Annotated in this window: 9 protein-coding genes; 6 read left to right on the plus strand and 3 right to left on the minus strand. The window is 73.7% G+C overall.

Going from position 1 to position 13,560, the window contains the following annotated elements; genetic code table 11:
* Positions 1–29: 29 nt before the first annotated feature.
* Positions 30–2,060, minus strand: a complete 2,031-nt coding sequence (locus ACIBJE_RS25975; RefSeq protein ID WP_396752655.1) for a hypothetical protein — start codon at positions 2,058–2,060, stop codon at positions 30–32.
* A gap of 246 nt (positions 2,061–2,306) precedes the next feature.
* Here ACIBJE_RS25975 and ACIBJE_RS25980 point away from each other — a divergent pair, with 246 nt between their 5' ends.
* From ACIBJE_RS25980 to ACIBJE_RS26005, 6 genes are all read left to right on the plus strand, one after another.
* Entirely contained in the window at positions 2,307–3,104 is a 798-nt protein-coding gene (locus ACIBJE_RS25980) for a S1 family peptidase (protein ID WP_396752657.1), read from the plus strand.
* Between the two features lie 309 nt (positions 3,105–3,413).
* Positions 3,414–7,046 carry an amino acid adenylation domain-containing protein gene (locus tag ACIBJE_RS25985; RefSeq protein ID WP_396752659.1) on the plus strand — a complete coding sequence of 1,211 codons (3,633 nt, stop codon included), beginning with the start codon at positions 3,414–3,416 and terminating at the stop codon, positions 7,044–7,046.
* Between the two features lie 16 nt (positions 7,047–7,062).
* Positions 7,063–8,046, plus strand: coding sequence for an aldo/keto reductase (locus tag ACIBJE_RS25990; RefSeq protein WP_396752661.1), 984 nt, complete (start codon positions 7,063–7,065; stop codon positions 8,044–8,046).
* A gap of 13 nt (positions 8,047–8,059) precedes the next feature.
* Positions 8,060–8,992, plus strand: a complete 933-nt coding sequence (locus ACIBJE_RS25995) for a hypothetical protein (protein WP_396752663.1) — start codon at positions 8,060–8,062, stop codon at positions 8,990–8,992.
* The gene (locus ACIBJE_RS26000) at positions 8,989–9,834 is read left to right on the plus strand and encodes a family 3 encapsulin nanocompartment shell protein (RefSeq protein ID WP_396752665.1); all 846 of its coding nucleotides are present in this window, start codon (positions 8,989–8,991) and stop codon (positions 9,832–9,834) included. The genes ACIBJE_RS25995 and ACIBJE_RS26000 overlap by 4 nt, the downstream gene beginning before the upstream one ends.
* Before the next feature lie 13 nt (positions 9,835–9,847).
* A complete protein-coding gene (locus tag ACIBJE_RS26005; protein WP_396752667.1) occupies positions 9,848–11,032 on the plus strand; it encodes an MFS transporter in 1,185 nt (394 codons plus the stop codon).
* A gap of 50 nt (positions 11,033–11,082) precedes the next feature.
* Here the strand turns inward: ACIBJE_RS26005 and ACIBJE_RS26010 are convergent, their stop codons facing one another.
* Together ACIBJE_RS26010 and ACIBJE_RS26015 are read right to left on the minus strand one after the other, a co-directional pair.
* Entirely contained in the window at positions 11,083–12,189 is a 1,107-nt protein-coding gene (locus tag ACIBJE_RS26010; protein WP_396752669.1) for an NAD(P)/FAD-dependent oxidoreductase, read from the minus strand.
* Between the two features lie 115 nt (positions 12,190–12,304).
* Positions 12,305–13,534, minus strand: a complete 1,230-nt coding sequence (locus tag ACIBJE_RS26015) for a S8 family peptidase (RefSeq protein ID WP_396752671.1) — start codon at positions 13,532–13,534, stop codon at positions 12,305–12,307.
* Positions 13,535–13,560 lie beyond the last annotated feature (26 nt).

The raw sequence follows: 13,560 nt of genomic DNA on the forward strand, positions 1-13,560 counted from the left end.
GCAGGGGACCCCGGCAAACACCGTCGGGCTCAGCCGGTGGGAGCGGTGCAGGGCACTCCCGCACAGGTGTCCACCAGCGTGCCGGTGTCGAGGAAGCCTGCGATCATCGCCCGGATCTCCGGCGAGTTCCTGGGGTGCCCGTGCGGGTCGAGACCCTCGCGGGGCGGGGTGTTCCCGGCCGGGGGCGCGGGCGAGCCGCTGTCGACCATGACCAGCGCGCTACCGGCGTAGGGCAGCGCCGGGACCGCCGGGATGCCCCAGAACGGTACGACGTCGGGGCTGCGACCGGCCGCCAGCGCCGGGGCACGCAGGCGCGCTCCGATGGTGCGCGCCTGCACCTCGGTCGCGATGTTGGCCACCTGGTGGTCGCCGAACGCCTCGATCATGATCACCTGCTTGGCCGGGGTGCCGGGCAGCGGGTCATTGGTGAGGTGGTGCAGGTAGCCGTTCCCCTCCCCGCGGTCCCAGAGCATCTGGGCCAGGGCCAGGCAGAGCTGCTGGTCGACCGGGTCGGGGTAGGCGTTGTGGAAGACCGGGTGGAACTGGTCGAAGTCGACACTGCGGTCCAGCAGCGTCGAGTAGTTCGCCGCCGGTACGCCGAGCGCGCAGCGGGTGAAGTCGGTGGCGACGGCGCAGAGCGCCCCGCCGAGGATCCCGCCCTGGCTGTTGCCGAGGTAGACGAGCTGGCCGGCACCGGTGCGGGTGAGCGGGCCGGTGCCGTCCCGGAAAGCGTCCTTCGCGGCGGCGCCCCGGGCGTGGATCAGGGCGCGGCCGAGGTAGAGGAAGTTCAGGAAGGACTGCTGGGTGCGGTCCGGGATCGAGCCGAACCGCGAGAAGTCGCCGAGTGAGCGGATGACGTTCGGGACGTCTGTGGTCGCCATGCCGATCCACGGGGTGGCGCAGAGCATCGAGTTCGACTCGTGGGAGTACTGCTTGAGCTTGCGGGAGTCGATCTCGGTGGGGGAGCCGAGCAGGCCGTGGCCGTACAGGGTCGGCCGGGCCGGGGTGGCGGCGCTCGCCGAGCGGGGGATGTTGCAGTAGAACTTCGCCGTGATGGTCAGGTTGCGTTGCTCGGGCAGCCCGTCCGGGCCGTAGTTCAGCCGCGAGCCGGGTGGGCCGAGCGGGGTGTCCAGGTAGTTCGGCACCCGTACGCTCCCCTCGACCTGCCGTCGGATGTCCGGGTCCTGCTCGGCGCTGTAGTCGGTGACCTTGTCCACGGTCACCACCGGGGAGGCCGTGCCGAGTTGGCCGAACGCCTCGTCCCGCATGTGCCGGACGCGTTCGGTCAGGCTGGGCTCGCTGGCCACGGTGAAGTCCCACGCGAGGTGCAGGGCGGCCGGGTCGACCCCGGCGGTGGACAGCGCGCCGATCGCCCGTTGCGCGTACTCCCAGCGGCGGTGCAGCGCCGGGTCGGCCGGTGCGGTGGGCGCCCGCAACGTGGCGAACAGCTCCGACGCCGGAATCGTCGCCCCGGCCGAGTCGCGCAGGTGGCGCAGGCCGACCGCGTACCGGGTGTTCTCGTCGAGGTTGCGGGCCGGCCGGATGATCAGCACCTGGCGGTCCGGGTCGTCGGCGGCGTTGGCGTCGAGTTCGGCCCAGTACGGGTGCCGTTCCCCGGTCCTGGTGTTGACCAGCACGATCGGGGCGTCCGGCGCGAGGGACCGGCCGATGTCGGTGGACGGGGCGATCCCGGAGGCCACCGGGTCGAGTCCCGGTATCCGGGTGAGCAGCATCGAACCGGGGGAGAAGCCGTCGTTGCGGTTCCAGTCCGTCGGGTCGATGTTGGTGCCGAAGATGTTCTCCGGCATCGCCGAGCGTTGCAGGTCGACCCGGATCCCGGTGTCGGTGGCCGGGTCGGCGACGGTGTACAGGTCGCTGGGGAACGGCAGCAGGCAGGCGGCCGGGTCGACCGGGTCGCAGCCGTCGGCCAGGCTCGCGCTGACTCCGTCCCCGGCACGTGTCGGCGGGGGCGCGGCGGACGCCGGCACGGCGGCGACGGGGACGGCGAGCAGCAGCGCCAGGACGGCGGAGCGGAGTGCGTACGCGCTTCGTGGACGCATGGGAGCCTCCGGGAGCGGGTGGCCGGCAGGTTACGGCCCATCACACCCTGTGCACAGATCGACGTCAATACGTAACACGGGGTCGATCATTGTGCGGGTTGGGCGGTCGGGTGGTCCGGGTCGCGGTATGACGAATGCGGAATAGTCGCCATCCATTGCCAATCTTCGATGTAAAACCGTAGGCTTCCGCCATCGTGAACTCGGCACGCCGACGGCGTGCCACCCCCAGGTTCGGGAGGCTCCCCCATGGCACCCTGGCGCAGATTCCTCCGCCGCACGGCCGTCGCGTTGGCGGCGGTGACCGTCGGCTCCTTCGTCGTGGCGGCTCCGGCCGTCGCCCAGCCCGAGGCCGACGTGACCCCGCAGGTCGTCGGCGGCACGCGGGCCGCCCAAGGCGAGTTCCCGTGGATGGTCCGGCTCTCGATGGGCTGCGGCGGCTCGCTCTACAGCCCGAACCTGGTGCTGACCGCGGCGCACTGTGTGGGCCGGACCGGGTCGAACACCAGCATCACCGCCACCCTCGGGGTGGTCGACCTCCAGTCGTCCAGCCGGATCACGGTCCGCTCGAACTACGTCTACCGGGCGCCCGGCTACAACGGGTCCGGCGACGACTGGGCCCTGGTCCGGCTCGCCACTCCGGTCACCACGCTGCCGACCCTGAAGATCGCGAACACCACCGCGTACGACAACGGGATGTTCACCGTGGCCGGCTGGGGTGCGGCCCGTGAGGGCGGGGCGCAGCAGCGGTACCTGCTGAAGGCGAACGTGCCCTTCGTCGACGACGCCACCTGCAACGCCAACTACGGTGGGGACGTCATCCCGGCCGAGGAGATCTGCGCGGGCTACGCCAGCGGTGGGACCGACACCTGCCAGGGCGACTCCGGTGGCCCGATGTTCCGCCGGGACGCCGCCAACGCCTGGATCCAGGTCGGCATCGTGAGCTGGGGTCAGGGCTGCGCCCGCCCCAACTACCCCGGTGTCTACACCCAGGTGAGCTACTTCGCCTCGGCGATCGCCTCGGCGGCGGCCAGCCTCGGCGGCTGACCGCCGTCGACCCGCGCGACCGGCCGACCGGTCGCGTCGGGGAGACCGCCACGCTCACCGGAGCGGGCTGATTCCCACGGTGGCCCGGTCGACGGACATCCCGTCGACCGGGCCACCGGTGTGCCCCGGTCCGCCCCGACTCGCACCATGAGCAGGACGTCCGGCCCGCCGGGAATCCCTTCACTGAAAGTTACATATTCCCATGGCTCGATGTTTGCTCTAGTGTCCCTGCCCAGCAGCGAGTGACGTCGGTCACCTGATACCGGTGTCGGTGCTGCGTCGGGCCCGGCACAGGACGTTGGGGGCGGCATGAGATCCGGTGACACCGGCTCCGCAGTACCGGTCCACGCCGGAGACGGCCTCACCTACCGGTACACCGTGGCCCGACCGGCGGTCCGGGCCGCCCACGACCGCGCCGCGGCCGCGCTGCTGGCCGCCGTCGAGCTGGTCGACCGGCTGGGGCGGGTGCTACCCGTCCGGGTGCGGACCGGCGTCGAGACACTGGACCTGTCGGAGTGGCCGGTGAGCCTGCACCGGCTCCCCGGCGGACCGGCCCGCGCCACCGTCCGGTCGCTGGCCGCCGCCGGGCCACCCGTCGAGGGCGATCCCCGAGCGTTGGTCGTGCTCCTCGACGGCGACCCGGGAGCCGACCCGGCCGCCGTGCCCGTGCTGCTCAGTGCCACGGTCACCGCCGACGGGGTCACCGTCGTGGTCCACTGCGCCCCCGCCGACCCGTGGTCGGTGAGCGTGCCGGCGGTGGCCGAGATCTTCGCCGAGGTGTTCGCCGCGCTGCTGGCCGACCCGCGGCTGCCGTCCGGTCGGGCCCCGGCGGTCGGCCCGGCCACCCGGGCGCTGGCGTTCGGTCGCCTGGCCGGACGAGCCGTGGACGACGCGCCCTTCCAGGCGATCCCCGCCATGGTCGAGGACCGGGTCGACCGGCATCCGGACCGGCCCGCCGTCTCCTTCCGGGGACGCCGGCTCAGCTACCGGCAGCTCGACGAGCTGGCGAACGGCTTCGCCGCCGGACTCGCCAGCCGGGGCGTGACCCGCGGCGACGTGGTGCCCGTACTCCTCGCCGACGGACTGGAACTGCCGGTCGCGTACCTGGCGCTGATGAAGCTCGGGGCGGCGTTCGTCCCCTTCGACCCGGGGTGGCCCGCCGACCGGCTGCACGCCGCCCTGACGGTGGTCCGCCCCCGACTCATGGTCACCGGTCCCACCCCGGACGGCTCCGCGTCTTCGCGCACGGCGGTGACACCCCGGCACGGGTGGAGGCCGCGGTCGTCGGCCGGTCCGGGCGGGGTGCCGACGGTGCCGGTACGGCTCGACGCGATCACGCCCACCGCCAACCGCCCCGGCGTCCCGATCGGACCCGACGACCTGATCTACGGGATCTTCACCTCCGGCACCACCGGCACCCCGAAGTGCGCGATGAACCGGCACGACGGGCTCGCCAACCGGTTCCGCTTCATGACCCGCTGGTTCCACGCCACCGGCGACGAGGTGGTGCTCCAGAACAGCCGGCACACCTTCGACTCCTCGGTGTGGCAGTTGTTCTGGCCGCTCACCACCGGCGGCCGGGTCGTCGTACCGGTGCAGGGCGGCTTCCTCGACGTCGAGGCCACCGTCCGCACCATCGCCGACGAGCGGGTCACCATGACCGACTTCGTGCCGAGCATCCTCGGTCTCCTGGTGTCCATGGTGGACCGGGACCCGGACGCCCGCCGGGCGATCGGCACCCTGCGCCACCTCATCGTGGGCGGCGAGGAGATCGACCCGGCGGCCGTGCACCGGCTCGGCGAACTGCTGCCGGCCATCGCGGTCACCAACGGGTACGGCCCGACCGAGGCGTCCATCGGCATGGTCTTCCACCCGGTGACCCCCGCCGACGGTGACACCATCCCGATCGGTCGGCCGATCGACAACTGTCACGCGGCGGTGGTCGACGCCCATCTGCGGCCCCTGCCGCCCGGCGCGGTCGGCGAGATCGTCATCGGCGGCGTCTGCCTCGGCGCGGGCTATCTCGGCGCGCCGGCCCGTACCGCCGAGGTGTTCGTGCCCAACCCGCTGCCGGAGATCCCCGGCCGCCGGCTGTACCGCACCGGGGACCTCGGCCGTCTCGACGCGGACGGACGGCTGCACTTCGTCGGCCGCCGGGACTTCCAGCTCAAGGTCAACGGCGTCCGGATCGAGGCCGGCGAGATCGAGACCGCGGCGACCCGGTTCCCCGGAATCCACCAGGCCAAGGTCATCGTGGCCCGGGAGGGCGGCAGCAGGTCCCTGGCCCTCTTCGTCGCCGCCGACCGCGAGGTGCCCGAACCACGGCTGCGGGAACACCTGCGCCGCCTGCTGCCCCGGACCAGCGTGCCCCGGCACGTGGTCGTCCTCGACGCCCTGCCACTGACCCGCAACGGCAAGGTGGACCGGCGGGCGTTGCAGACCCACCTCGACGCCCTGCTCGCCGAGCGGGCCACCCGGCTGGCCGGCGGCGACGACGGCGAGCTACCCGACCCGGTGCTGACGGTGTTCCGGGCCGTCCTCGGCCAGCCCGACCTCGACGCCGACACCGACTTCCTCGCCGCCGGGGGCGACTCGTTCCAGGCCGTCGCGGTGGCCACCGCGCTCGCCGGGGAGCACGGGGTCCCGCTCGGCGTCCAGGACCTCTTCGAGCATCCCACCCCCGCGCGGCTGGCCGGCCTGCTCGCCCGGCGTCGGCGCGTCCCGGTCGAGCCCGAGGCGAACCTCGTCGCGGCCGACGCCCGTCTCCCCGTCGACCTGCTGGTCCGCACCGCTGACCCGCGCCGTGAGACCCGCAGCGTGCTGGTCAGCGGGGCGACCGGGTTCGTCGGCAGCCGCCTGGTGCACGAGCTGCTCACCACCACCGACGTACGGGTGCACTGCCTGACCCGGGGCGCGGACGACGCCGAGGCCACCGCCCGGGTGGTCCGGGCCCTGGCCGACCGGGGCCTGTGGGCGCCGCACCTGGCCGACCGGCTCGCCGGCTACGCGGCCGACCTGTCCCGCCCCGCCGTCGGCCTGGACGGGCGCACCTGGGACCACCTGGCCCGCGACTGCGACCTGGTGCTGCACGTCGGCGCGTTGGTCAACTTCCTCTTCGACTACCGCGCCCACCGGCCGGCCAACGTGCACGGCACCGCCGAACTGCTCCGGCTGGCGCTCCAGGACCGGCCGAAGCCGCTGCACCACGTCTCCACCCTGGGCGTGCTCGACACCGAGGCGGCCCGGCACCGGCTGCCGCTGCCCGAGACCTTCGACCCGTCCGCCGCCGCCCCGCCGGCCAGCGGATACAGCCGGTCCAAGTGGGTGGCCGAGCGGTACCTGACAGCGGCCCGCCGCCGGGGCGCGATGGTCACCCTGCTTCGTCTGGGCGAGGTCATGCCGGCCGCCGACAACGGGATGCCGAACCGCCGCGCTCTCACCCACCTGCTCCTCGCCGCCTGCCATCGGCTCGGCATGCGCCCCGACGCGACGATCCGCTCCGACTGGACCCCGGTCGACTACGCGGCCCGCCGGATCGTCGCCGCCGTCGCCGACCGGACCGTCTGGGGGCGGGCCCTGCACGTGCTGCACCCCCGCAGCGTCGACTTCACCGAACTGCCGGGCGACGCCGTACCCCGGGTCAGCTGTGCCCAGTTCCTCGCCGCGCTGCGCGACGCGGTGACCGACGGCGACCGGGACGCGGCGGCGCTGCTGGCGCTCTTCCCGACCCGGCTGGGCACGGACGAGGAGCAGCTCCGCGCGGTGTTCGGCGCGCTGCTCACGGACAACCCCCGGCTCTTCCGCCGGGACGGGTGCGACCGGCTGGAACGCCGGCACGGCTGCACCGACGCGGACCTCGGCCCGTCGGTCGACGCGTACCGGAAATGGCTGACCGGGCAGGGACGGATCGGCGGGGACCGGACCGCGACCCCGGCAGCGTGACGAAAGGGACATGCGCATGCGCTATCGCAGATTGGGCCGCCTCGGCTGGGAGATCAGCGAGGTGGGGTACGGGATGTGGGGCATCGGCGGCGGCCCCGGCGGCTTCACCGGCTGGGACTACGACGTCGCCCCCCGCTGCCTGGACGAGGCGGTGGAGCGGGGGTGCAACTTCTTCGACACCGCCTGGGTGTACGGCCGGGGGGTCAGCGAACGCCTCCTCGGCGACCTGGTCCGCCGGCACCGCGACCGGCGACTGTACGTAGCCACCAAGATCCCGCCGAAGAACCGGGAGTGGCCGCCCGGCCCGCAGGACACCCTCGACGACGTCTTCCCGGCCGACCACATCCGCGAGTACACCCGGTACAGCCTGGAGAACCTGGGCGTGGAGCGGATCGACCTGATGCAGTTCCACGTCTGGGAGGACCGCTGGGCCGACGACGGGCGCTGGCAGGAGACGATCGCCGACCTCAAGCGGGAGGGGCTGATCGACGGAGTGGGCATCAGCGTCAACCGCTGGGAGCCCACCAACTGCCTGGCCGCCCTGGACACCGGGCTGGTCGACGTCGTCCAGGTCATCTACAACATCTTCGACCAGGCCCCCGAGGACGAGCTGTTCCACCGGGCCCGGCGGGACGACATCGGCATCATCGCCCGCGTCCCGTTCGACGAGGGCACGCTGACCGGCACCCTGACCGCGGAGAGCACCTGGCCGCCGGAGGACTGGCGCAGCACCTACTTCGGACCGGACAACCTGCTGCCCAGCGTGGCCCGCGCGGAGAAGCTCGCCGCCGACCTGCCGCCCGGGACGACCATGCCGGAGCTGGCGCTGCGCTTCATCCTGCACCACCCGGCGGTGAGCACGGTGATCCCCGGCATGCGCCGTCCCGAGCACGTCCGCGCCAACCTGGCGGCCAGCGACGGCCAGCCGCTCGACCCGGAACTGCTCGCCCGGCTCCGCGCCCACCGCTGGGACCGCCAGCCGACCTGGTGGTCGCAGTGAACCCGGCGGCACCGTGGCGGACGGGGAGCTGCGCGCCGCCGCCCGGCGTGGTCGTCCGGACCGGACCGCGCCGCCCGGCCGCGCCCACGCCCCCCACCCGCCCCGCCCGCCCCGCCCGACCCGCCCCGGCCGAGGCGGCGGGCCACCCCGACCCGACGGAGGCGGCACGGCGCTGCGCACCGACGGGCTGGGCACCGACGGAGCCGGCATGGCGCTGATCGCCATGTGGGCGCATCCCCGGGCGATCTCCACCGCCTTCCTGCGGATGATGATCGCCCGGGGGGACGTCACGGTGGTCCACGAGCCCCTGGTGACCCTGGTGGACACCGGCCGGGTCGAGCTGCCCGCGGCCGACGGGGGCAGCATTACCGTCACCAGCCCCGCCGAGGTCACCGCGCACCTGCTCGACCTGGGCCGGGACCGCCCGGTCTTCGTCAAGGACACGCTGGAGTACCGGTACGGGCACCTCTTCGACGCCCCGGAGCGGATCGCCGACGTCACGCACACCTTCCTGGTCCGCCACCCGGCCCGCACGATCAGCTCACACCACGCGATCAAGCCCACCGTGGCCTGCCACGAGATCGGCTACGAGCACCAGTGGGAGCTGTTCGAGCTGGTCCGGACGACCGCGCGCCGCCCCCCGGTGGTGCTCTCCGCCGAGGCGCTGCTGCGCGATCCGGCCCGGGTGGTGGCGGCCTGGTGCGCGGCGGTCGGCCTGCCGTACCGCCCGGAGGCGTTGACCTGGGACCCGGGGGACCGGACGGAGTGGGCCCGCACCCGCATCTGGCACCTGGACGTCGAGCGGACCTCCGGCTTCCGCCCGGTGGCGAAGGACTTCACGGTGACCGTGGAGAACAACGCCACCCTGCGCGCGTACTACGACCACCACCACCCCTTCTACCAGCGCCTCATCCAGCACGCCATCCCGGTCGAGGAGTCGTCATGACCAGCGTCAGCGCGCCGCCCGTCACCCGATCGCCCGGCGAGGAGTTCGCCACGGCGTACGCCGCCGACCCGGCGACAGCCGAGGTCCGGTTCGACTTCACCATCACCGACGCCTTCCAGCCCACGAAGGAACGGCCCCGGGTCACCGTCCGCAACCTGTTCCGGAAGCGGTCGGTGGGCATGGACCCGGTCCGGTTCTGGTGCGAGGGCCGACCGGAGGTCGCCGAGGCGGCGGCGGTGCACGAGTCGGACCTGCGCCGGGAGGCCGCCTTCCGGTTCGGCATGGCCGAGGCCGGGGTGCACCCGATCCGGGCCTGGGTGCAGATTCCCGAGGAGCTGGCGAAGGATCCGGAGGGGCTGGCCGTCTTCGTCGACTACCGGCTGCTGGTCCGGCTCGCCACCGCCGAGAACCAGGCGCTCACCATCGGCGAGCACGGGCTGCTGCGCCACCCGGGGATCGCGAAGCTGCCGTACCGGCACGACTGGCTCACCGGACTGCTGGCCGCCTGCGACGAGATCGAGCAGACCGGGGCCACCCCGCACGCGATGATCGTCAACCCCCGGGACTACTACACCCACCTGCTCGGCCGGAACGGGCTGCTGGACGACCTGGCCCGCAACGGCGTGCAGATCTCCCGTACCCGGATGGTGGCGCCCGGGGAGGCGGTGGTGGGGGACTTCGCGATGGCCGCGCGGCTGCTCGACGCCGGACGCTCGGCGATCCGGATCGCCGTACCGCCGCCCGGTACCTTCGCCACCGACGGCCCGGCGGTCTGCGCGGAGATCCACGAAGGACTCGCCATCCACCTGCCGACCCACTTCTTCCACGTCGTCCCGGCCTAGGAGAGACCCGCTGATGACCGCGACCGCGCCCGGCGGCACCCTCACGTTCTACCGCCCGTACCTGCCGCTCTTCGGGGCCATCTTCTGCTGCCTGCTCGGGGTGGGGGCGTCCCTGGCGGTGCTGCCCTTCCTCGTCCTGGAGGAGTTGGACGGCAACCGTGTCGAGGTGGGCGTGGTGATCGCGGCGATCGCGGTCGCTGCGGTCGTCGCCCGGCCGATCGCCGGCCGGATCGGTGACCGGCACGGCTACCGCACGGTGATGCTCGCCGGGGCCGCCCTCTGCGGCCTGGCCAGCCTCGGCTACCTGGTCGCCGGGAGCGTCCCGCTGCTGGTCGCGGTCCGGATCGTGCACGGCGCCGGTGAGGGGGCGGTCTACACCGCTGGCGCGGCCTGGCTGGTGGCGCTCGCGCCGACCGAGCGGCGCGGCCGGATCGTCGGCCTCTACGGCATCCACATGTGGGCCGGCATCACCCTCGGCGCGCTGCTCGGCACGGTCCTGTTGCGCGCCGCCGGGGGGTACCCGGCGGTCTGGGTGTTCGCTGCCCTGACGTCGGCGGTCGGGCTGGCGCTGGTCGCCGGCCGGCCCCGGCCGACCCAGGCGCCGGCCGCCGGACCGGCCGGGTTCCTGCCCCGCAGCGCGGTCGCGCCGGGTGTCGCGCTCTCCCTCTCCGGTCTGGGGTACGCCGGCCTCGCCGCCTTCGCCGCGCTGCACCTGGCCGACCGGGGTGTGGAGAACGGCATCGCCGCGTTCAACGCCTTCGGCGTCACCTACGTCGGGGTGCGCCTCTTCGCCGGTGGGCTGCCGGACCGGCTGGGGGCCCGGCGGGTGGCGCTCTGGTCCGCCCTGGTGGAGGCGGTCGGCCTGCTGCTGGTGGCGGTCGCTGCGAACCTGTGGGTGGCGATCCTCGGCGGCCTGGTCATCGGGGCCGGGCTCTCGCTGCTCTTCCCGGCGCTGGCCCTGCTGGTGATCAACCGGACCGATCCGGCGCACCAGGGCGCGGCGCTGGGGGCGTTCACCTCGTTCTGGGACATCGGCCTGGTGGCCGGCGGACCCCTTGCCGGCCTGGTCGCCAGCGCTGCCGGCTACCCCGCCGTCTTCTGGGTCACCCTCGGGGCCGCCCTCCTCTCCGCTCTCCTCTCCGCCTCCCCCCTCTCCCGCGTTCCCCCACCCACCCCCACCCTCAACCCACCGCGTTGATCAAGAGGTTCGGGTCACCGTCGGCCCCGAAGGTGACGCGAACTTCTTGATCAACCGGCCGTGGGGCGGGTGGGGGAGTAGGGGGAGGGGTCGAGGGGCGGGGTCTGGGCGGTGGCGAGGGCGGCGAGCAGGGCACCGGCGGCCGGGGCGGTCTGCACGCCGTAGCCGCTGAGCCCGGCGAGCCAGAGGAAGCCGGGCGCGTCCGGCGCCGGCCCGATCACCGGTACGTCGTCCGGCGCGGCGGTACGCAGCCCCGCCCAGGCGTGCCGGATCCGCCGGACGGTCAACGTGGTCGCCTCCTCCACCCGGGCCGCCCCGAGCGCGACGTCCAGGTCGTCCGGGCGGACGTCACCCGGCGGGACCGGCGTGGCGTCCACCGGGGAGACCAGCAGGTGGCCCGACTCCGGCTTCAGGTAGAAGGTCCCCGCCACGTCGGCGACCATCGGCCAGCCGGCGACGTCCAGGTCGGGCGGCGCGTCCACCAGGAACGCGGTACGCCGCAGCGGGGTCAGCCCCACCGGGCGTACGCCGGCCGCCTCGGCGATCTCGTCGGCCCACGCCCCGGCGGCGTTCACCACCGTACGGGCGGTGACGTCCCCGGCATCCGTGGTGACCCGCCAGCGTCCCCGTTCCCGGCGCAGGGACCGGACCCGGGTGAGCCGGCTGACCGTGCCCCCGGCCGCACGGATGCCCCGCAGGTAGCCCTGGTGCAGCGCGTCCACGTCGATGTCCCGGGCGGCGGGCTTCAGCATCGCCCGGCGGAACCGTTCCCGCCGCACGATCGGGCAGATCCCGGGGACCTCGGCGAGATCGATCTCCCGGGCCGGCGGGTCGATCTCGGCCCCGTCGCGCAGGTGAGCGTCGAACAGGTCCTCGTCGCCGGGCGGGCAGAGGGTCAGCACGCCCCGCGGGGTGAGCAGCGGGTGCGCGGCGAACCCGGGGGGTGGGGCGGTCAGCAGGTCGCGGCTGGCCCGGGTCAGGGCGCGGACCGCCGGACCGCCGTAGTACTCGGAGAACAGGGCGGCGGAGCGGCCGGTGGAGTGGTGGCCGGGCACCTGCTCCATCTCGACCAGCAGCACGCGGCCGTATCGGGCGAGGTGGTAGCCGGCGGTGGCGCCCGCGATGCCACCGCCGATGACCATATAGTCAATCGTCACTTGATTGGACGGTAGTCGGGCCCCCGGCCACGGGCAATGCCCCCGCCGTGGGAGGGACTATCGTGGCCACCCGGGAACACCGGGCGGCCACGGGTGCGGGCAACGGGCGAGCTGGTCAGGGCCCGCAGTAGAGCAGCCGGTTCGGGGTGCCGCTGGGCACGCCGCTGACGATATTGGCGGTCGCCCGGGTGGTCAGGTAGTTGGACACCTGGGCCGGGGACCAGGTCGGGTTCGCCGACAGGGCGAGCGCGGCGCACCCGGCGACGTGCGCGGAGGCCGCCGATCCGCCGCTGATCGTGGCGACGGCGGTGTTGCTGGTGTACCAGGTGGACGTGATGTTCTGGCCCGGCGCGTACAGGTCGATGCAGCTGCCGTAGTTGCCGCTCGACAGCCGGGCGTCGGTCGCCGAGGTGCCCACCACGGTCAGCGCGCCCGGCACCCGGCCGGGCGAGAAGTTGCAGGCGCTCCCGTTCGAGCTGCCGCCGGTCGTGACGTAGGTGATCCCCCGGTTGATCGAGTTGGTCACCGCCGCGTCCAGCGTGGCGTTGGCGGACCCGCCGATGGCCAGTTCCACCACCGCCGGCCGGACGGCGTTCGCGGTGATCCAGTCGATGCCGGCGATCACCGTGGCGAAGGTGCCGCTGCCCTGGCAGTTCAGCACCCGGACCGGGTGGATCATGACCTCCTTGGCGACTCCGTGGCTGGTCCCGCCGATGGTGCCGGCGAGATGGGTGCCGTGACCGTTGCAGTCGTCGGCCGGCAGCGCGCCGTCGACGAGGTCGATCCCGCCGGTGACCCGGGAGCCGAAGTCCAGGTGGGTGGCCCGGACACCGGTGTCGGCGACGTACACGTGCACGTTGTGCGCGGTGTTCGGGTAGCTGTACCGGTTGTCCAGCGGCAGGTTCCGCTGGTCGATCCGGTCCAGGCCCCAGGACGGCGGGCCGAACTGCGTGCCGGGGCCGATCAGCGGGGTCATGCGGTTCTGCTCCACGTACGCCACCGCCGGGTCGGCGGCGAGGCGGCGGGCGGCCCGCTCCGACAGGCGTACCTCGAAACCGGCCAGGGCACTGCCGTAGACGTGCCCGACGGTCCCGCCGTAGCGGGCGCGCAGCCGGTCCGCGACCTCGGTGACCTCGGCGGTGACGTTGGTGTCGGCGCGACGCGCCACGTCGTCGCGGAGCACGACGATGTAGCTGTCCCGGACGGCGTCGGCGGCCCCGGCGTGGCGGATCGTTCCCTCGGCGGAGCCGGCGGCCGACGCGGTGCCGACCGGAGCGAGAACGGCGGTCAGGGCGGTTGTCAGGGCGAGAGCGAGCAACCGCCCCCGGAGGTGTGATCTGGTCATCGTCTCTCCTCGGAGATGGGGCCGGC

This window comes from Micromonospora sp. NPDC050187 (assembly GCF_044459745.1).
Lineage (GTDB): Bacteria > Actinomycetota > Actinomycetes > Mycobacteriales > Micromonosporaceae > Micromonospora.